15 protein-coding genes and 1 pseudogene are annotated in these 20114 nt (G+C 73.4%); 8 read left to right on the top strand and 8 right to left on the bottom strand.

The window, feature by feature from the left end:
* Positions 1-40: 40 nt before the first annotated feature.
* Entirely contained in the window at positions 41-805 is a 765-nt protein-coding gene (locus ACGFRF_RS35340) for a crotonase/enoyl-CoA hydratase family protein (protein WP_393747131.1), read from the top strand.
* 340 nt (positions 806-1145) lie between these two features.
* Here the strand turns inward: ACGFRF_RS35340 and ACGFRF_RS35345 are convergent, their stop codons facing one another.
* Positions 1146-1373, bottom strand: a complete 228-nt coding sequence (locus tag ACGFRF_RS35345; RefSeq protein ID WP_393747133.1) for a hypothetical protein — start codon at positions 1371-1373, stop codon at positions 1146-1148.
* Positions 1374-1538: 165 nt separating this feature from the next.
* Between ACGFRF_RS35345 and ACGFRF_RS35350 the strand changes: the two are divergent.
* The 3 genes and pseudogenes from ACGFRF_RS35350 to ACGFRF_RS35360 form a co-directional block, all read left to right on the top strand.
* Positions 1539-1727: pseudogene (locus ACGFRF_RS35350) on the top strand (amino acid permease); the annotation flags it as partial.
* A gap of 185 nt (positions 1728-1912) precedes the next feature.
* Positions 1913-3004, top strand: a complete 1092-nt coding sequence (locus ACGFRF_RS35355) for a mechanosensitive ion channel family protein (RefSeq protein ID WP_393747135.1) — start codon at positions 1913-1915, stop codon at positions 3002-3004.
* 129 nt (positions 3005-3133) lie between these two features.
* Complete coding sequence (locus ACGFRF_RS35360) at positions 3134-3568, top strand: DUF4186 domain-containing protein (protein WP_393747137.1); 435 nt, start codon at positions 3134-3136, stop codon at positions 3566-3568.
* Here ACGFRF_RS35360 and ACGFRF_RS35365 read toward each other — a convergent pair whose 3' ends face one another.
* Positions 3569-5116 (bottom strand): M1 family metallopeptidase, encoded by a 1548-nt coding sequence (locus tag ACGFRF_RS35365; protein ID WP_393747138.1) that lies wholly within the window; start codon positions 5114-5116, stop codon positions 3569-3571.
* 216 nt (positions 5117-5332) lie between these two features.
* Here ACGFRF_RS35365 and ACGFRF_RS35370 point away from each other — a divergent pair, with 216 nt between their 5' ends.
* Both ACGFRF_RS35370 and ACGFRF_RS35375 read left to right on the top strand, forming a co-directional pair.
* Positions 5333-7552, top strand: coding sequence for an NADP-dependent isocitrate dehydrogenase (locus ACGFRF_RS35370; protein WP_393747139.1), 2220 nt, complete (start codon positions 5333-5335; stop codon positions 7550-7552).
* A 311-nt stretch (positions 7553-7863) separates the two neighbouring features.
* Positions 7864-8655, top strand: coding sequence for an N-formylglutamate amidohydrolase (locus ACGFRF_RS35375; RefSeq protein ID WP_393747141.1), 792 nt, complete (start codon positions 7864-7866; stop codon positions 8653-8655).
* A 55-nt stretch (positions 8656-8710) separates the two neighbouring features.
* Here ACGFRF_RS35375 and ACGFRF_RS35380 read toward each other — a convergent pair whose 3' ends face one another.
* From ACGFRF_RS35380 to ACGFRF_RS35390, 3 genes are all read right to left on the bottom strand, one after another.
* Positions 8711-9256, bottom strand: a complete 546-nt coding sequence (locus ACGFRF_RS35380) for a hypothetical protein (protein ID WP_393747325.1) — start codon at positions 9254-9256, stop codon at positions 8711-8713.
* Between the two features lie 167 nt (positions 9257-9423).
* On the bottom strand, positions 9424-10062 hold the full coding sequence (locus tag ACGFRF_RS35385; protein WP_393747143.1) for an RNA polymerase sigma factor: 639 nt from the start codon (positions 10060-10062) through the stop codon (positions 9424-9426).
* The gene (locus tag ACGFRF_RS35390) at positions 10059-11483 is read right to left on the bottom strand and encodes a S8/S53 family peptidase (RefSeq protein WP_393747145.1); all 1425 of its coding nucleotides are present in this window, start codon (positions 11481-11483) and stop codon (positions 10059-10061) included. Before ACGFRF_RS35390 ends, ACGFRF_RS35385 begins: the two co-directional genes overlap by 4 nt.
* Positions 11484-11559: 76 nt before the next feature.
* On the opposite strand from ACGFRF_RS35390, the gene ACGFRF_RS35395 reads away from it, so the two are divergent.
* On the top strand, positions 11560-14172 hold the full coding sequence (locus ACGFRF_RS35395) for a CHAT domain-containing protein (RefSeq protein WP_393747147.1): 2613 nt from the start codon (positions 11560-11562) through the stop codon (positions 14170-14172).
* A gap of 147 nt (positions 14173-14319) precedes the next feature.
* On the opposite strand, the gene ACGFRF_RS35400 is transcribed toward ACGFRF_RS35395, so the two are convergent.
* Entirely contained in the window at positions 14320-16071 is a 1752-nt protein-coding gene (locus tag ACGFRF_RS35400) for a LuxR C-terminal-related transcriptional regulator (RefSeq protein WP_393747148.1), read from the bottom strand.
* Positions 16072-16165: 94 nt separating this feature from the next.
* On the opposite strand from ACGFRF_RS35400, the gene ACGFRF_RS35405 reads away from it, so the two are divergent.
* The gene (locus ACGFRF_RS35405) at positions 16166-17251 is read left to right on the top strand and encodes a M12 family metallopeptidase (RefSeq protein ID WP_393747149.1); all 1086 of its coding nucleotides are present in this window, start codon (positions 16166-16168) and stop codon (positions 17249-17251) included.
* A 174-nt stretch (positions 17252-17425) separates the two neighbouring features.
* Here ACGFRF_RS35405 and ACGFRF_RS35410 read toward each other — a convergent pair whose 3' ends face one another.
* Together ACGFRF_RS35410 and ACGFRF_RS35415 are read right to left on the bottom strand one after the other, a co-directional pair.
* Complete coding sequence (locus ACGFRF_RS35410) at positions 17426-18808, bottom strand: NtaA/DmoA family FMN-dependent monooxygenase (RefSeq protein WP_393747150.1); 1383 nt, start codon at positions 18806-18808, stop codon at positions 17426-17428.
* Positions 18809-18827: 19 nt separating this feature from the next.
* Entirely contained in the window at positions 18828-20036 is a 1209-nt protein-coding gene (locus ACGFRF_RS35415) for an LLM class flavin-dependent oxidoreductase (protein WP_393747151.1), read from the bottom strand.
* Between the last annotated feature and the right edge of the window lie 78 nt (positions 20037-20114).

Consider the following 20114-nt stretch of genomic DNA (forward strand, 5'->3'; position numbering starts at 1 on the left):
AGTGGCCCTCCGAGCCGCCCCCCGAGAAGGAGCACCCGCCGTGCCGGTCCGCGTGGAACGCAAGGAGTACGTCACCACGGTCGTCCTCTCCCGTCCGGAGGCCCGCAACGCGGTGGACGGTCCGACGGCCGCCGGACTCGCCGCCGCCTTCCGGGCGTTCGAGGAGGACGACAGCGCCCGCGTGGCGGTGCTGTGGGGTGAGGGCGGCACCTTCTGCGCGGGCGCAGACCTGAAGGCGATCGGCACCGAGCGCGGCAACCGGGTCGCCGAGGACGGCGACGGCCCGATGGGGCCGACTCGCATGCGGCTGTCGAAGCCGGTGATCGCCGCGGTGGCCGGGCACGCGGTCGCGGGCGGCCTGGAACTCGCCCTGTGGTGCGATCTACGGGTCGCGGAGGAGGACGCCGTCTTCGGGGTCTTCTGCCGCCGCTGGGGCGTGCCGCTGATCGACGGCGGCACGGTACGGCTGCCCCGTCTGATCGGTGCCGGCCGGGCCATGGACATGATCCTCACCGGCCGCCCGGTACCGGCCCGCGAGGCGTACGGGATCGGCCTCGCCGACCGGCTGGTGCCGACCGGGACCGCCCGCGCGGAGGCCGAGGCGCTCGCGGCGGGCATCGCCCGCTTCCCCCAGGCCTGCCTGCGCAGCGACCGCGCGTCGGTCCTCGACCAGGAGGGGCAGGACGAGGCGACGGCCCTGCGGGGCGAACTCCGGCACGGGGTCGGCGTACTGGCGGAGAGCAGGGAGGGCGCCGCACGGTTCGCCGCGGGCGCAGGACGGCACGGGTCCCCAGCGGAGCTGTGAGGGCCCGAGAGGGCTCCGCCACCGAGCTGCGAGGGCCCCGGGGCTGTGCTCAGCGCCCGCGGCACCAGCGGCACCCACACGGAGATGACCCGGTGGGCCGGCATCACCGGCGTGGCCCCCGCGGCCCACCCGCGGCTCCGACCGCTGCCGCCCTGGTGCCCGCGCCGGGCGGGCTGGGTTCTGCCGACGCGGCGCTGATCACCGGTGTGCCGCTGCGCGGGCTTCGACTCGGTGCTCGACACGTTGCACCCCGCTGTCATGGCGCTGGTCGCGGTGGGCGGCCGTTCGGCCCATGGCCGGTACCTCAGCGGTTGGGGCCCGGTGCGACCGCACCGCCCGATCAGGCCCCGGCCTCCTGCGGCCACTCCGCTCCCGCCAACCATTCCAGCACCGCGCCGGCCGCCAGCGTCCCGTTCCGGGTCGCCGCCTCGGCCCGCTGCCCAGGGGCGAGGACACCGCCCGCGGCGAAGACACCGGGCCGCGAGGTGTGCGGACGCGCGTCCAGGGTGAGGCCGCCCCGGCGGGCGAGTTCCTTCTCGGGGACGAAATCGCCGGTCCCGAAGATCACCGCGTCAGCCTGCCGTCCACCCCGACCCCGCGTCAAGGCGTGCCGGATGACGGTCAACTCACCTGAAGGAATAGTTCAGTCGGCAATAATGGTGAGGGGGGAACCGCCGCCTCTATAGTGACCGCCGACCACCACGCGACACCTCGATCACCGCCCAGGGGAGGGCTGTTCTGCCTGCCGCAGGCCTCACCGGTGACGGTCGACACGATGAACTACGCCTCGATCGCCCTCCCCGTGGTCCTGGTCCTCGCCAGCGTCTGGTGGTACGTCGCACGCCGGTCGTACAGCACGCCCACCACCGCGGCGTACGGCAGCGACCGTGACCAGGCGGAACTCGCCGAGGGCATCGTCTGAGCCGTCTGCCGGGGCGCCGGTCCGGGTGCGAACTGGCGTGCCGGATACGGCAGGATGAGCGAGCGCGCGGTCGCCGGGGGACGGCCGGCCCGCGCGATCGCACATCCCGGACATCGAGCAGGTGACAACGTGACGAGACTTCACAACAGGCTCCGCGCAGCCTCTTCGCGCCCCGGAGGTGACCGGTGAACCGCGCGCTGACCGTGGACGACCTCGTCCTCGCCGGAATCGCCCTGGGGGCGGGCCTGCTGCTCGCCTTCATGTCGCGCACGCTGCTGCGCTGGCTCGCCAAGCATGCCAAGCGGACCCGGTGGAGCGGCGACGACGTCATCGTGGACGCGCTGCGCTCGGTCGTCCCCTGGGCGGCCATCGCGGGCGGCGCGGCGGCGGCAGCGGCGGTGCTGCCGCTGACCCGGACCGTCCAGCACCACGTCGACCAGATCCTCCAGGTGTGGCTGATCTTCGTGGTGACCCTGTCCGCGGCCCGGGTGATCGCCGGCCTGGTCCGCACGGTCACCCAGTCCCGCTCGGGCGTGGCGGGTTCGGCGAGCATCTTCGTCAACATCACGCGCGTCCTGGTGCTGGCGATCGGCTTCCTGGTCGTGCTCCAGACGCTCGGCATCTCCATAGCGCCCCTGCTGACCGCCCTGGGCGTCGGCGGTCTGGCCGTGGCCCTGGCCCTGCAGGACACCCTCGCGAACCTCTTCGCGGGCATCCACATCCTCGCGTCCAAGACCGTCCAGCCGGGCGACTACATCCGGCTCAGCAGTGGCGAGGAGGGATACGTCGTCGACATCAACTGGCGCCAGACGACGGTCCGCCAGCTCTCCAACAACCTCGTGGTCATCCCCAACGGCCAGCTCGCCAAGGCCAACATGACCAACTACACGCGGCCGGAGCAGGAGTTGACCGTGCTGGTGCAGGTCGGCGTCAGCTACGACTCCGACCTCGAGCAGGTCGAGCGGGTGACGGCCGAGGTCGTCACGGAGGTCATGACGGACGTCACGGGCGCCGTCCAGGACCACGAACCCGCCATCCGCTTCCACACCTTCGGCGACTCCCGCATCGGCTTCACGGTGATCCTCGGCGTCGGCGAGTTCAGCGACCAGTACCGGATCAAGCACGAGTTCATCAAGCGCCTGCACCGCCGCTACCGCGAGGAGGGCATCCGCATCCCGGCCCCCACCCGCACGGTGGCCCTGCAGCAGGGCACGGTGGTGATACCGCAGCAGCGCAGCGGGGACGAACGAGCACCGGACTCCTCCCTGGCCGACTAGAGCCGACCGCGCGGGCGGGTGGGCCGGGGGGCGCGCCGGCACCTCGGGTCCGGGGCCGGTGCGGCGAGGGTGTGCAGGGCGTCGCGCGGCAGACGGGAACGGTCAGACAGGCACTAGGCTCGAGGCAGCATGACGTCCTCTCCCGGGCCGCACTCCCCCGGCCCCTCCTCCCCCGGCCCCCGCTCGCTCGACCAGCGGCTGGACGCCCTCGCGCGGCAGCCGTTCCGGGCACGGTTCCGGCTGCGCGGGCGGGACAGGGCGACCGCCGAGCTGAAGGGGCCGGCGACGATCCGCCGGCACGCGTACGACCTGATCGCCAAGCGGCTGGCGCCGGCCGAGCCGTACAAGGACGGAAAGCAGACGCCGTACCGGGGGCATCCGGTGTTCGTGGCCCAGCACGCCACGGCGACCTGCTGCCGCGGCTGTCTTCAGCGCTGGCACGGGATTCCCCCGGGGCGGGAGCTGACCCGCGCGGAGCACGCGTACGTGGTGGACGTGATCTGCCGGTGGATCGAGCGCGAGATGACGGGCGGGGGCGGTGCGGACCCCGCCCGCCGCGCTTGATCAGAGCGTGGCCGAGTTCTCGTGCCAGTGACCGCCTCGCCTGCTGTGCGGGGCGGCGAAGGACGAGCTGACCGGGGTCACCGTCCAGTCGGGGTGACCGGGCATGCGCGGGGTCTTGGTGCCGTACAGCCAGTCGCGCAGGAACCCGGACCGGTCCTGGCCGGAGACCTCCGAGGCCACCGCGATGTAGTCCTCCGTGGACGCCGAGGAGTCCCGGAAGCGCTCCAGGAAGGCGCGCTCGACGGCGCTGAAGACGTCCTCGCCGACCAGTTGCCGGAAGGCGTACAGGACGAGGACGCCGCCCAGGTAGCGCTGGCTGTCGAAGAGGTTGGTCGCGTTGGGCGCGGCCACCGGGCCGGAGTCGTGGCGCCACTGGTCGCCGCGGGCGTAGGTGTCCTTCATCCGGGCCTCCATGGTGGTGAGGCCGAGGGAGTCGGTCCAGCCGCGCTCGTAGCGGTAGAGCAGCCCGTAGAAGTCGGCGTGGCCCTCGTTCAGCCACAGGTCGGCCCAGGTGGCGGGGCTGACCAGGTTGCCGAACCAGGAGTGGACCAGCTCGTGCATCATGTGCGAGCCGATCTTCTTCTCCTCCTGGAGCAGGAAGTTCGGCTTGTACAGGGTGAGGGTCTGGGTCTCCAGACCGGTGAAGTCGAAGGCGTTCGGGTCGTCGGAGTTGCACGGCAGCAGGCCGTACGTCTCGAACGGGAAGGCGCCGAGGCGCTCCTCCAGCCAGCCCACGAGGCCGGGGGTGAGGGAGAGGGCCGGTTCGAGGGCGGCGGCGCGGGCGGCCGGGACGACATCGCGCAGAGGCAGTCCGTGCGGGCCCTGCCGGTCCTTGATCACATAGTCGCCGACGGTGATCTGGACGAGTTCCGTGGCGATCGGTGATGCCGAGCGGTACGTGTACGCCGTGCGGTCGTCCGCGAGGGCCTCGGTGCCGGTGAGCAGGCCGTTCGCGACCGCGCGCAGCCCGTTCGGGACGGTCAGCCGGAAGGAGAGGTCGGCCTTGTCCGAGGGGTGGTCGTTGCACGGGAAGACGGTGTGCGCGGAGTTCGGCTGCGGGCAGATCGCGAAGCCGTCCGGGGTGGGCACCCAGGCGGTGTGCGGGAGGGTGCGGCGCGGGTCGGCGGAGTAGGTCACGCAGACGGTCGCCGTCTTGTGCGCCGGGAGCGGCGCGGCGGGGGTGATGCGCAGCTTCTCGTCCGCCTGCTCCCAGCCGGCGCCGCGCCCGGTCACGCGTATCGCGCGTATGTCCAGGCCGAGGGAGTCGAGGGAGAAGCGGCTCAGCGTCCGCGTGGTGCGGATCCGCAGGGTGGCGGTGGCCTCCACCAGGCGGGTCGTGGCGTCGTAGGCCAGGTCGAGGTGGTACGACGACACCCGGTAGCCGTCGTTGCCGAGGGCCGGGAAGACCGGGTCGCCGAGGGTCTCCGGGCCCGGCTCCCCGGTGCGCCTGGCCGGGGCGGCCTGGGCCGGGGAGTCCAGGGTCAGTGCCGTCGCCGTACCGATCATCAGTGCGGCCGCCGGGGCCGTCAGTCTGGTGCGATATCTCATGGTCCGCTTTCGCTCGGGCGGCCGGGAGGTCAGGACCGGCCACCGATGAGTGGAGGATCGCCCGTGGTCGGCGGGCGATCGCTTGTCATGACCACATGGGGCGGGATTCGGTTGCACGGCGCGGCGGGGTTTCCGGCCGGGACCCCTGTCGAGCCGACCCCGATCACGAGATATCTTGATGTCGAGCAATGTTGCAGACGTGGAGCGGAGCACCCGGTGACTGACTCGACCATCATCTACACCTACACAGACGAGGCCCCGGCCCTGGCGACGCACTCGTTCCTGCCGGTGATCCAGGCGTACGCCTCGCAGGCCGGTGTGCCCGTGGAGACCCGCGACATCTCGCTGGCCGGGCGCATCATCGCCGTCTTCCCGGAGTACCTGAACGAGGACCAGCGCATCCCGGACGCGCTGACCGAGCTGGGCGAGCTGGCCAAGACCCCCGCGGCCAACATCATCAAGCTGCCGAACATCTCGGCGTCCATCCCGCAGCTGAAGGCCGCCGTCGCCGAGCTGCAGGGCAAGGGCTACGCGCTGCCGGACTACCCGGACGACCCCAAGACCGACGAGGAGCGCGAGATCCGCGCCCGCTACGACAAGGTCAAGGGCTCCGCCGTCAACCCGGTGCTGCGCGAGGGCAACTCCGACCGCCGTGCCCCGGCCTCGGTGAAGAACTACGCCAAGACCCACCCGCACCGCATGGGCGCCTGGACCTCCGAGTCCAAGACGAACGTGGCGACCATGGGCGAGAACGACTTCCGCTCCACCGAGAAGTCCGTCGTCGTCGCCGAGGACGGCGCGCTGCGGATCGAGCTGGTGGGCGAGGACGGCACCACCACCGTCCTCAAGGAGTCCGTACCGGTCCTCAAGGACGAGGTCGTCGACGCCTCCGTGCTGCGCGTCGCCGAGCTGAACTCCTTCCTCGCCGCGCAGGTCGCCCGCGCCAAGGAGGAGGGCGTCCTGTTCTCCGTGCACCTGAAGGCCACGATGATGAAGGTCTCCGACCCGATCATCTTCGGTCACGTGGTGCGCGCCTTCTTCCCGAAGACGTTCGCGAAGTACGGCGAGACCCTCAAGGCGGCCGGCCTCACCCCGAACGACGGCCTCGGCGGCATCCTCAAGGGCCTGGAGAACCTGCCCGAGGGTGCCGAGATCAAGGCCTCCTTCGACGCCGAGATCGCCGAGGGCCCGGCCCTCGCCATGGTCGACTCCGACAAGGGCATCACCAACCTGCACGTGCCGTCGGACGTCATCATCGACGCCTCCATGCCGGCGATGATCCGCACCTCCGGCCACATGTGGGGCCCGGACGGCCAGGAACACGACGCCCTCGCCGTCATCCCGGACTCCTCCTACGCCGGTGTCTACCAGGCCGTCATCGACGACTGCCGCGCCAACGGCGCCTACGACCCGTCGACCATGGGCTCCGTCCCGAACGTCGGCCTGATGGCGCAGAAGGCCGAGGAGTACGGCTCCCACGACAAGACCTTCGAGATCCCGGCCGCAGGCACCGTCCGCCTGGTCGACCAGGCCGGCAACGTCGTGATCGAGCAGCCGGTCGCCAAGGGCGACATCTTCCGCGCCTGCCAGACCAAGGACGCCCCGATCCGCGACTGGGTCAAGCTGGCCGTCACCCGCGCCCGCGCCACCGGCGACCCGGCCGTGTTCTGGCTGGACGAGGGCCGCGCCCACGACGCCAACCTGATCGCCAAGGTCAAGCAGTACCTGCCGGAGCAGGACACCGAGGGCCTGGACATCCGGATCCTGTCCCCGGTCGAGGCCACCAAGCTGTCGGTGGAGCGCATCCGCCGCGGCGAGAACACCATCTCGGTCACCGGCAACGTGCTGCGTGACTACCTGACCGACCTGTTCCCGATCCTGGAGCTGGGCACCAGCGCCAAGATGCTGTCGGTCGTCCCGCTGATGGCGGGCGGCGGCCTGTTCGAGACGGGTGCCGGCGGCTCCGCGCCGAAGCACGTCCAGCAGCTGGTCAAGGAGAACTACCTGCGCTGGGACTCGCTCGGCGAGTTCTTCGCGCTCGTCCCCTCCTTCGAGCAGTACGCGGCGGCCACCGGCAACACCCGCGCCAAGGTCCTCGCCGACACCCTCGACCGGGCCACGGCCACCTTCCTCAACGAGGACAAGTCCCCGACCCGTCGCGTCGGCGGCATCGACAACCGCGGCAGCCACTTCTACCTGTCCCTGTACTGGGCGCAGGAGCTGGCCAGGCAGACCGACGACGCCGACCTGGCCAAGGCCTTCGCGCCGCTCGCCGAGTCGCTCGCGGCGGCCGAGCAGCGGATCGTGGACGAGCTGAACGCCGTCCAGGGCTCCCCGGCCGACATCGGCGGCTACTACCAGGTCGACAAGGCCAAGGCGGACGCGATCATGCGGCCGTCCGCCACCTGGAACGAGGCGCTGGCGTCGCTGAGCTGACGTCCCAGCCCGAGGATTCCTGAAGCCCCCGCCCCGGCCGGCACCGCCCGACCGGGGCGGAGGCGTGTCCGGGGCGGAGGCGTGTCCGGGGCGGAGGCGGTGACCTGCCGCCTGTGGTGCGCAACGACAGGTATCGATGTGTGACAGACCGCCATGGCATGCTGCACACACGGCTCTTTCACTCGTCCAAGACGCCAGGAGCCTGCCGAACCGTGGTTCGGCCCCCTCGGCTCGGTGGACCGTGCGGGACAGGGGCCCCGAGCGTCCACCAGCCCATCCGTCCACCCGTTGGAACGCCCCCGGAGCAGCCCGTGACCGCACCCGCCACCTCGTTCGAACTCCTGCCCGGTGCCGCCGAGTCGCCCGTGCTGCTGCACGTGCCGCACTCCGCGCGGGCGATACCGGACGACGTGCGCCAGGGAGTCCTGCTGGACGACGCGGCGCTCGAGCGGGAGCTGGACCACATCACCGACGCGCACACGGCGCAGATCGCCGAGCAGGCTGCCGCGTCGGCCGGGGTCAGGCCATGGCGGTTCGTCAACCGGCTGTCGCGGCTGGTGGTGGATCCGGAGCGGTTTCCGGACGAGCGGGAGGAGATGCTCGCCGTGGGGATGGGGGCCGTGTACACACGGACCACGCACCGGGGCGAGCTGCGGGCCGCGGACACCGATCCGGAGCCGCTCGTGGAGCGGTACTTCCGGCCGTACGCCCGGGCCATGACGGAGGCGGTGGCGGGGCGGCTGGCCGCGACCGGGCGGGCCGTGGTCATCGACGTGCACTCGTATCCGACCGAGCCGCTGCCCTACGAGCTGCACGCCGCCGGACCGCGACCGCCGGTGTGCCTGGGCACGGACGCCTTCCACACGCCGCCGGAGCTGACCGAGGCGGCCCGCAAGGCCTTCGCCGGGTGCGGGGAGACGGGCCTGGACAGCCCGTTCGCCGGTACGTACGTGCCGCTGGGGTTCTACGGCCGCGACGCCCGGGTCAGCGCGCTCATGGTCGAGATCCGGCGGGACACGTACATGACGGAGCCGGGCGGCCCGGCAGGTCCGGGACTCGACCGGCTGGCCTCCGCGCTGGCCGCGCTCGTCGACGCCCTGTAGTCCGACGGGGACGATCCGCGGGCCGCGGTCGCTCCCGGTCACCCGGTGAGCGTGGTCAGGCCCGCAGCCACTCGGTGACGATCACCTCCGCGCCGGTCCGCAGCCGCAGGGCGAAGGGGCCGGCCGGCGGGCTGTCGCTGGTGAAGCGGCCCAGGGTGTCGACCGTGACCGGGTGGGCCGTCTGCGGGCCGCCGAGCACCTCGACGCGCGCCGACCGCGGCGGCAGCACCTGGCCGATCAGCCCGTCGTCGGTGACCTCGACGTCGACCGTCACCTCCCCCGCGCGGAACGTCAGCATCCGCGGCGCGTCCGTGACGCCCCTGACCGGCAGGGCGTCCACGAGCGAGTCGAAGGTCAGCTCGGCGATCCGGGCGTCGAGGTCGTGCAGGGCGTAGGCGTCCAGGGCGAGTTGGCGCAGCCCGTCCGGGACCGGGTCCAGCACGGCGGCCGCCTGACGCAGCTCCTCCTCCAGCAGCGCGTCCGCGAACTCCTCCCCGTCCACGCCCCGCGTCGCCGCGAACTCCTCGCCGTCCGCATCGCGCGCCACCGCGAACCGCTCACCATCCGCACCCTGCGCGCCCGCGAACTCCTCACCCTGCATGTCCTGCGCCGCCGCGAACTCCTCACCGCCCGCGTCCCGCGCGACCCTGAACTCCTCGCCGTCCACGCCCCGCGTCGCCGCGAACTCCTCGCCGTCCGCATCGCGCGCGACCGCGAACCGCTCACCATCCGCGTCCCGCGGAGCGAAGCCGTTCTCGTCGTGTCCGTTCACGCCGCACCCCGTGCGTTCATCCGGGCCCGCAGCCGGCGCAGACAGCGCTGGCGCAGCGGCCCGATGCTGCCGACCGCGATGCCGAGCGCGGCCGAGATCTCCACATAGCTGGGTGGCGGGGAGGCCATCAGCACCCGCAGCAACTGCCGGCACCGGTCGCCCAGTCCGTCCAGTTCCTGCCACAGGCGGCGGACCCGCTCGGCGCGGTCCGCCGCCTCTTCCGAATCGATCAGCGACTCCTCCGGCGTCCGGTCGTCGCTCGCCCGGTCCAGGATCTGCGGATCGTCGGTCAGGGTCAGCCGGGTCAGGCCCTTGAGCACCTTCAGGCACTCGTGGCGGGCCGTACTGGCCAGCCAGGAGCCGGCCTTGTCGGGCTCGCGGATCCGGCCCAGGTGCTGGGCGAAGCGGAACCACACGGTCTGGAAGACCTCGTGTCCGTCGGCGTCGGAGAGCCGGTGCGCTCGCACGACCGACCACACCAGTGGACTCATCCCTTCCACCAGCGCCTTCCAGGCCGCGGCGTCCCCGTCGACGGCGGACCGGACCAGCGCGCCGACCTCTGTTCGGTCCACGGCTCCACCCCTCGTGTACGGGACGTCATCGTACGCCGTGGAGCGGAGGGTTCCGGCCCTCATGCGGGCAGCGCGGGGGTCGCGAGCGGGACCGGGCGCCAGGTGGGCGGGCGGAGCGCCGGGACGTGCGCCCCGCGCACCTCGGCCCGGTCGGTGGTGTCCGCGAGGAGCCGGGCGCCGGCCGTGCGCGGGTCCGGCTGCTGGTGCGCCGTCATATGGGCGGCCACGAGGCCGGCGGCGACCGGGGTCGCGAAGGAGGTGCCGCTCCACTGCGCGAGCCCCTCGAACATCACCTGGTCCGCCTTGGACCCGGTGCTCTCCCGTCCTTCGCTCAACACTCCGGTGTGGGGCGGGAACTGGCAGGTGCAGGCGTAGCCGGAGCCGTACCGGCAGCTGTCGTAGGTGGAGTGCTGGTAGAGGTACGGCACGGGCGTGTCGAAGCCGGTGAGGGCGCTGGTCAGGCGCTCGCCGGGGGCGTAGACCCGGACCCAGGGGCCGTGGTTGCTGAAGCAGGCCTCGCCGTCGCCGTCGGCGCGCAGCGCGCCGACCGACAGGACGCTGTCCGCGTATTCGGGCAGGGCGGCGTAGGCGGCGGGCCAGAACGGCGTGTCGCCGCCGTTGTTGCCGGCGGCGGCGACCAGCAGGGTGCGCTGGGCGCGCAGTTCCCGCATGAAGGCGTCCAGGCCGATGAGACCGTCGGCGCTCTCGGTGGGCGTGCCCGCGGACAGGCTGATGACGTCGGGCCAGCCGTCCCGGTCCACGGCCTCGAAGAGCTTGGCGCCGAACTCGGACTCCAGGACGGCGCCGGCGTCGTTCAGGGTGCCGCGGACGGTGATGGCGGTGTTGGGTGCGACGGCCGCGAGGATGCCGGCGATGAACGTGCCGTGGCCGACGTACTGGTGGAGCACTCCGTCGCCGCCGGTCTCGTTCAGCTGGGGGTCGCCCGTGGTGTGGGCGAGGAGCGGGTAGGAGCGGTGGTCGTGCACGAGACCGGTGTCGACGACCAGGACCCGGACGGCGGAGTCCGGGTGGTGACCGCCTTCCGCGGCGCCTGGGTTGGCGGCTGCGGTGCGCGGGACGGGCACCGGTTCGTCGCCGGGGCAGGCGTTGACCGCGATGTGCACCACGTGGTTCCGGCTGACCAGCCGGCGACCCCGGCGGTCCTCGGCCTGCCGCAGGGCGCGCAGGGCGTGCGGCACGGTGTCGTCGCCCACGTCCGGATCGGCGACCCGGATGCGGGTGACGCCGGTGCGGTTGGTCTGCGGGCCCGTGCGGCGTACGTGGTCGGGGAGCAGGCCCTGGGTCTCGGTGAAGTGGGCGCGCACGGTGTCCTCGACGACCCGTGCCTCCTCGCCGTCCCGGGCGAGGACGACGCCCTTCTCGTACAGGAAGTGGGCGTCGTCGTCCGGGCCCATGGCCAGTGGGACGTCGGGCATCGAGCGCTGGATGTGGTCGAACTGCTCGTGGAATCGCTGTGGTGCCATGTCGTGTCCTCCCCCTCAAGACGGCGTTCGACAGTGAGAGTCGCGGGGCCACCGTCTGATACAGCAGGCCACTACGATGCGAGACGTGACGGCGGGAAGCGAGTCGGTTCTCGAACTGCTGCCCCTGGTGTTCGCCGACCCGGGCGAGGCCCGGGCGCGCGCGGAACAGGTGCTGTGTGCCGCTGCGCCGCCGTTGCACGCCAGCGTCGCCCACCAGGTGCTCGGCATCTGGCAGCGGGACTTCGGCGATCTGCGGATCGCGTTGCGGCATCTGCGGCGGGCCCGGGCCCTGGCCGCGCGCGCCGAGTCGGCCGACCGGGAGGCCGATGTGCTCGCGACGCTGGGGGTCGCACTGGTGCACGCGGGGCGCACGCGGCAGGGGCTCGCGTCGTTCGAGCGGGGGGTCGCACGGGGCACCGGACACACCCGAGCACGGGTGCTGTTCCGGCGGGCGTACGTGTGGTGGGTGCTGGGGCATCACCGGGAGGCACTGGAGGACGTGCGGCGGGCACTGCCGGTGCTGCGGCAGGTCGCCGACGACATCTGGACCGCGCGGGCGCTGACCCTGAGGGCGACCGTGCATCTGGCGCTCGGCGCGGTGGACCGGGCGGTCGCGGACTTCTCGGCGGCGGAGCGGCTGTGGGACACCACCGGTCAGGAGCACGACAAGGCGGACGCGGTGGAGAGCCGGGGGCTCGCCGCGTTCCGGACCGGGGACATCCCGGCGGCGCTGCGGCTGCTGGACGAGGCCGAGGAGCGGTACGCGAAACTCGGCACGCCGACCTACATGCTGTCCGTCCGGCGCTGCGAGGTGCTGATGGCGGCCGGGCTCGCCCCGGAGGCGCTGGCCGAGGCGGACGCGGCGATCGCGCTGCTGGACCGGATCGGCGGGCAGTCCACCCGCAAGGCCGAGCTGCTGCTCGCCGCCGCGCGGGCGGCCCGCTCGGCCGGGGACCCGCACACCGCGATCGCCCGCGCCGCCGTCGCCGTACGGCTGTTCGCGGCGCAGCGGCGGATGTGGTGGGAGACCCACGCCCGGCTCGTGCTGATCGAGGCGCGGGTGGCGGCCGGTCGCCGGTCGGGGCGGCTGGTCGCGGACGCGGCGGCGGTCGCCGAGCGGCTGGCCGGCTTCGGCTCGCCCGCCGCGCCCGAGGCGTCGCTGCTCGCGGGCCGGATCGCGCTGGCCCTGGGCTGGACGGCCGACGCGGAACGGCACTTGGCGGTGGCCGCGCGCAGCCGGCACGCCGGACCGCCGACGGCCCGGATGACCGGCTGGGCGGCGCAGGCGCTCAGGGCGCGCGCGGCCGGGTCCCGGCGGGGTGTGCTGGAGGCGTGCCGGCGCGGTCTGGACGTGCTGGACGACCACCGGATGACCCTCGGCGCCTCCGAGCTGCGGGCCCACGCGACCGCGCAGGGCGCCGAACTGGCCGCGCTCGCTCAGGAGGTGAGCCTCGCCCAGGGTGATCGACGACGGCTGCTGGTGTGGAGCGAGCGCTGGCGGGCGACCGTGCTGTCCGCGCCGCCGACCCGGCCGCCCGACGACCCGGCGCTGCTGAGCACCCTCACCGCCTACCGGGAGATCGCCGCGCGCGCGGAGGGTGCCCGGATGGAGGGGCGTCCGGTGCCCGCGCTGGAACGCGAACAGCGGCGCCTGGAGCGGGAGATCCGCTCCCGCACCCACCACATGCGCGGGGCCGCGCCCGGCTCCGGGGACCGCTTCGACGCGGCCCGGCTGCTGGACCGGCTCGGTGACGGCCGGCTGGTCGAACTGGCCGTGGTGGACGGGCGGGTGCACGTCCTGCTGTGCGGACAGGGGAAGGTGCGGAGGTTCGACGGCGGGGCGCTGGCGGAGGCGGTGGCCGAGGCGGAGTACGTGCAGGCCGGGCTACGGCGGCTCGCGCATCCCGGGGCGGAGGCGCGGCTGCCGCTCGTGGAGGCGACGGGCCGGCGGCTGCAGGAGCTGCTGCTGGGCGGGGCGGCGGCCCACCTCGGTTCGGGTCCGGTGGTGATCGTGCCGCCGGGGGCACTGCACCGGGTGCCGTGGGCGCTGCTGCCCGCGCTGCGGGACCGGGTGCTCAGCGTGTCCCCGTCGGCGGGCAGCTGGCTGCGCGCCCGGGAGACGGAGCCGCCGCCGGACGGCCGGGCCGTGCTGGTGCGCGGCCCCGGCCTGGCGACGGGCGGTGCGGAGGTACTGGAACTGGCGGACCGGTACGGCACGGCGACGGTCCTGGAGGGTGACGAGGCACAGGTGCCGAGGGTGCTGGCGGAACTCGACGGCGCGGGCCTCGCGCACCTCGCGGCGCACGGCACGTTCCGCGCGGACAGCCCCTTGTTCTCCGCGCTGCGGATGGCCGACGGCCCGCTGATCGTGCACGACTTCGAACGGCTCGCCCGCAGCCCCTACCGGATCATCCTCTCCAGCTGCGACACCGCCCGCCTCGCCTCGGTCGGCGCCGACGAACTCCTCGGCCTGGTCACCGCGTTGCTGCCGCTGGGCACGGCCGGGGTGGTGGCGAGCAGCGCGCCGGTCAACGACGCGGCGGTGGTGCCGCTGATGCTCGCCCTGCACAAGGGCCTCGGCGCCGGCCTCTCCCTGGCCGAGGCCCTCCGCGACGCCCGCGCGGCCCTGCCCGGCGACGCGGTGCACCAGGCAACAGGCTGGGCCTTCGCGGCGTTCGGGGCGGCGTAAGGGTGCGTTCGAGGCCGACGGCACGCCACCGGCCCACCACGCGTCGACAAGGGGCGCCGGGAACTGCGCGATCAGCCACGACGCACCCGCAGCCGACCGCCGACCCGCAGCCCCCTACCCCCGGCCCCCTCCCCCTCGCACATACGACTACGCCGACTCCGCGACCGGCGGCTCCACCAGCCACGGCAGCGCCCCCCGATCCCCCGTACCGAGCCGCGTATACGCGCTGTACAGGTGATTCCCCACCGTCCGGACCGACAGAGTCAACCGCTCCGCGATCTCCCGGTTGCTGAGCCCCGCCGCCGCCAGACCCACGATCTGCCGTTGCCGAGCGGTGAGTTCACTCAGGACGAGCCCTGCCAGCGCCGGCGTACGGGCCCCCTGGCACCGCCCGGCCAGGGCAAGCGCACGGGTACGGGAGCGTCGCGCGGCACGCGGATCACGATGCGCCCGCACGGCCTGCGCATGCGCCTCCGCCGCGTACAGCAGAAAGCCACGCTCCTCGAGGGCCGCCGCGGCCTGGTCCAGCGCGGCGCCGTGATCGCGGGCCAAGGCCTCGGCGTGCCGGGCGAACACGCTGCCGGCCGGCAACCGTCCCGCCATCCGCTCGGGGTGGCCGAGACGGACGGCTTCGTACCGCGCGTGGACGTCGTCCCCGTCGACCCCCGCGGCCCGCGGCCGCGCCTCGGCCGTCTTCGCCGACTCGGCCTCCGCGAGCCGCAGTTCGCTCCGGCATCCGGGGTCTCCCGGCGCATGGCGCAGCCCTTCCCGGGCCCACGCCGCCGCGTCCCGTACCTCGCCGCGCAGCCGCGCGTACCGGGCGCGTACGGCTGCGTAACCGGCCGGGAGCGGGATGCCCTCCGCCACCAGCCAGTCCCCCACGGGCGTGGGCACCGGCCGGACGTCCAGCTGCTCGATCCGCCGGGCCAGGGTGCGCTGTTCGGCGTCGAGAGCGGGGCCGCGGCCGTCCGGGGTGCGGGCCAGCCGGCGGGCCCGCAGCCGGCCGGTCGTGGCCCGCAGGGCCGAGCCGTGCAGGGGGTGGGCGAGGGTGACGGCGCCCTGCTCGTCGACCTCGATCAGGCCGTCCGCCTCCAGGCGTTCCAGGACGTCGAGGTCGAGGTCGTCCAGGGGCACCGGCAGGGGCTCGGCGAAGGCGAGGCGTTCGAGGGCGTCGCGTTCACCGGGGCCGGAGCGCTCCAGGACCGGGGCGAGCCGCTCGCGCAGGGCCGGGGTGACCGGCAGCGCGCCCCGCCAGGCCCGCTCGCCGGTGCCCGAGGCGGGGGCCGGCCGCCCGGAGTCGCCGAGTGCGGTCACCAGGTCGCGCAGCAGTCGCAGATCGCCCCGGCACACGCGGTGCAGGCGGCCGACCGTGAGGGGTTCCAGGCCTGCCGCGGCGAGCAGTCGCGCGGTGTGCTCGCGGGGCAGCGGGGCGAGGGCCAGCCGGGGCAGCAGCTCGCCGGTCCACAGCCGGGACACCGCGCCGGGCGCGGGCACCTCGTCCACCGCGGCCACGAGCAGGCGGGTGCGTCCGTGTGCGGCGAGCTGGTGGACCAGCGCCGCGGAGGCCTCGTCCAGCAGATGCGCGTCGTCCACGACCAGCAGCCGTACGCCGGACAGGAGCTGGACCGCGCGGTGCAGTGAGACGGTGTCGGGGAGCAGGTGTGCGAACGCCGCGAAGGGCAGGTTCTGGGCCTCGGGGGTGCCGGTGACCCGGGTGTGGTCCGTGCCCCGGACCGCCTCCGTGAGCAGCCGGGTCTTGCCGTGGCCCGCCGGACCGGTCACCACCATGCCGTGCCCACCGGTGGCCAGCGACCCGCGCACCAGCTCCAGTTCGTCCTGCCGGCCGGTGAACGGCCAGGGCATCTGCAGTGTCTTCGCGTCCTGTTCGAAAGTCCTCACATCATCCGGAGCGCGCGTACTCAGCTTTGATACAGGTGGACTTGAGTAGCCCCCGACTCAGGCGCCCGGCACCGCGGGCGGGCACGCTGGCCGCATGACCCGACGCCTCTGCTCGCTTCCGCGGCAGCCGGCTCCGTCCTTCGCGGCGGGGCTGACGGCCGAGCGGCAGGGTGCGCTGCTCGCCGGGCGGCGGATGTGGGTCAACGGCACGGTCCTGCACTACTGCTTCCTCGACGCCGACTCCGACGCCTCGGTGATCCCGGTCCCCGGGAGCGGGGAACTGCGCCGGGTGCCGTGGGCCGGGGGCGAGGAGCAGCGGGACGTGGTGCGCGAGTGCTTCCGCGAGTGGCAGGGTCTCGGCATCGGCGTCACCTTCGCCGAGGTCGGCGACCGGGGGGAGGCGGAGCTGCGGATCGGCTTCCAGGCCGGAGCCGGTTCCTGGTCGGCGGTGGGCCGGGAGGCGCTGTCGGTGGGCCGGGGCGAGCGCACCATGAACCTCGGCTGGGATGTGACCGCGCCCGGGGAGCGCGGGACCGTCCTGCACCAGATCGGGCACGCGCTCGGCATGGTGCACGAGCACCAGAGCCCGTTCGCCGGGCTCCACTGGGACGACGAGGCCGTGTACGCCGAGCTGGCGGGTCCGCCGAACTTCTGGAGCCGGGAGACGACGGACACGAACGTGCTGCGCGCGCTGGACGCCGGCGAGGCGAGCGGCTCGGTGTGGGATCCGCAGTCGGTCATGGCGCTGCCGTTCGGGCCGGGGCTGGTGCTGGAGCCGGAGCAGTACCGCGGGGGGCTGCGTCCGTCCGGCACACCGTCCCCGGCCGACAAGGAGTTCGTGCTCCGCTGGTACCCGCCCGCCGACCCTGCCGGGCCGGCCGCGCTGGTGCCGTTCCGGTCGGTGCCGCTGGGTCTGGGCCCGGCGGAACAGGCCGACTTCACCGTCGAGCCGCCGGAGACCCGCGCGTACACCGTGGGTACCTTCGGCGACGCCGACACCGTGCTCGTGGTCTTCGAGGAGCGCGACGGGGAAGCGCGCTTCCTCGCGGGCCACGACGACGGCGGCGGCCCGGACAACGCCGTTGTCGGGGTGCGGCTCGTCAAGGGCCGCCGCTACTTCGTCCGCGTCCGCCTCCACTCCACGTGGGGTGCGGGAGAGACGGCCGTCATGTGCTGGTGACGGCACACGGACGACGAGGACCACGGTCCGGCACCGGGGGAACGGTCGCGGACGTCACCTACGGGGGAGGTGACGTCCGCGGCCACACCGGTGCTTCCGGGGTGGGTGAGGAAGCCCGGGGGGACGCCCGTGACCGGGTCGGTCCGGTACGTGATCAGGTGATCGTGAGGGACCTCAGGACGCGGCACGCTCGGCCGAGGCGCGGGCGTCCGCGTCGGGGTGGGCCAGACCCAGGTGGTCGCGCAGGGTCGTGCCCTCGTAGTCGGCGCGGAAGACGCCCTGTTCCTGCAGGATCGGGACCACCTTGTCGGCGAACGGGTCGAGGCCGCCCGGGGTGATGTGCGGGACGAGGATGAAGCCGTCGGAGGCGTCCGCCTGGACGAAGTCGTTGATGGTGCGGGCGACGGTGGCCGGGGAGCCGATGAAGGTCTGCCGGTTGCCGGTGTTGATGACCAGGTCACGGATGGACCACTTGTTGGCCTCGGCGAGCTGCCGCCACTCGCGGGCGATGGCGATCGGGTCGCGGTACATGCGCACCTGGGCGCGACCCCGGGAGATGTGCTCCTCGCTCACCACCGGGTCGACGTCGGGCAGCGGCCCCTCCGGGTCGTAGGCCGACAGGTCCCGGTTCCAGACGAACTCCAGGTGCTTGATGGCGGTGGCACCGCTGACCTGCTGCCGGCGCACCTCGCGCGCCAGCTCGGCTGCCTCCTGGTCGGTGTCGCCGAGGACGAAGGTCGCGGCCGGCAGGATGAGCAGCTGGTCGGGGCGGCGGCCGTACGCGGCGAGGCGGGACTTGACGTCCTTGTAGAAGGCCTGGCCCTCCTTCAGCGTGGCGTACCGGCTGAAGATCGCGTCCGCGCCGGCCGCGGCGAACTCGCGGCCCTCGTCGGAGTCGCCCGCCTGGAAGATCACCGGGCGGCCCTGCGGGGAGCGCGGGACGTTGAAGCGGCCGTGGATGTCGAAGTGCTGCCCCTGGTGGACGAAGGATCCGGCCTTGGCGTCCCGCAGGAAGGTGCCGGTGGCCTGGTCGGCGAGGATCTCGTCGCCGCGCCAGGAGTCGAACAGCTCGTTCGCGGTGGCCAGGAACTCCTTGGCGCGGGAGTAGCGCTCCTCCTGCGGCAGGAAGCCGCCGCGGCGGAAGTTCTCGCCGGTGAAGGCGTCCCAGGAGGTGACCACGTTCCACGCGGAGCGGCCGCCGGAGAGGTGGTCGAGGCTCGCGAACTGGCGGGCCACCTCGTAGGGCTCGTTGAACGTGGAGTTGATGGTGCCGGTCAGGCCGAGCCGGTCGGTGACGGCGGCCAGCGCGGCCAGCACGGTGAAGGTGTCGGGGCGGCCGACGACGTCGAGATCGTAGATCCGGCCGTTCTGTTCGCGCAGGCGCAGGCCCTCGGCGAGGAACAGGAAGTCGAACTTGGCGCGTTCGGCGGTGCGGGCGAAGTGCACGAAGGAGCTGAACTCGATGTGGCTGCCGGCGGCCGGGTCGCTCCACACGGTGGTGTTGTTGACGCCGGGGAAGTGGGCGGCCAGATGGATCTGCTTCAGCGGCTTGCTCATGGCGTTGCGTTCCTCCGGCTCAGGCGATGGCTGCGGCATAGCGGTTGGTGGGGCGGCCGAGGCCGAGGAGACCACGCAGGGTGTCGGCCTCGTAGGCGTCGCGGAAGCGGTGGCGGCGCCGCAGTTCGGGCACCAGGTCCCGGCTGATGCGGGGCAGGTCGTGGCCGGCGACGGCGGGCCGCAGTCGGAAACCGGTCAGTCCGCCTTCCGCCAGCTCCTCCAGCAGGTCGGCCAGTTGGTGGGCGGTACCGGTGAAGATCCGGGCGTCGCTGGTGTACGGCTCGCCCGCGAGCGTGTCGAGGCGGTCCCGGCGGGCCTCCGCCTCGGCCGGGGTGTCGTCGAGGAGGACGACGAGGTCGCCGAAGACGTGCACGGTCTGGTCGGCGCGGCCCGCGGCCTGCTGTTCGGCGCGGATCTCGGCGACGATCGCGCGGGCCTGCTCCAGGTCGTGCGGGGTGACGTAGCCGATGTCGGCCTGGCGGGCCACGAGCCGGTACGGGATCGTCTGGTGGGCGAGGGCGGTGACCAGCGGCTGGCCCTGCGGCGGCCGGGGCGTGATGGAGGGGCCCTTGACGCTGAAGAAGCGGCCCTCGAAGTCGATGTAGTGCAGCTTGTCCCGGTCGACGAAGCGGCCGGTCGCCGCGTCCCGGATCTCGGCGTCGTCCTCCCAGCTGTCCCAGAGCCGGCGCACGACCTCCACGTAGTCGGCGGCCTCGTCGAACAGCTCGGTGACGAGTTCCAGCGCGGCCGGGCTGTCGTAGGCGTCGATCGGGTCGATGGTCCGGCGGCCGAAGTGCGCGGCCTCGTTCGGGCGGGCGGTGATCTGCACGCGCAGACCGGCGCGTCCGCTGCTGACATAGTCGAGGGTGGCGATCGCCTTGGAGATGTGGAACGGCTCGGTGTGTGTGGCCACCACGGTCGGGACGACACCTATGTGCCGGGTGAGCGGGGCGACGCGGGAGGCGACGAGGACCGCGTCGAGCCGGCCGCGGACCTGATCGGTGCGCTCGTCCGGCTCCAGGAACCGCGCGGACTGCGGGCCGAGGCCGTCCTCGATGGTGACGAAGTCGAGCAGGCCGCGTTCGGCCTCGGCGACCAGGTCGGCCCAGTAGCCGGCGGTGAACAGTTCCCGGGGGCGGGCGACCGGCTCGCGCCAGGACGCGGGATGCCAGCCGGTGCCGTCCAGTGCGACGGCAAGGTGTAGAGGGGAAGGAGGAGTTGAGGACATGTCGGTGCCTTCCTTGATGTCCGTACGAGAACACCGGCTCGCGCGGCAGGGAGGTGGCGAGGGGCGAGCGCGGCAGGA

Origin of the sequence: Streptomyces sp. NPDC048521 (assembly GCF_043199855.1) — a bacterium.
Classification (GTDB): domain Bacteria; phylum Actinomycetota; class Actinomycetes; order Streptomycetales; family Streptomycetaceae; genus Streptomyces.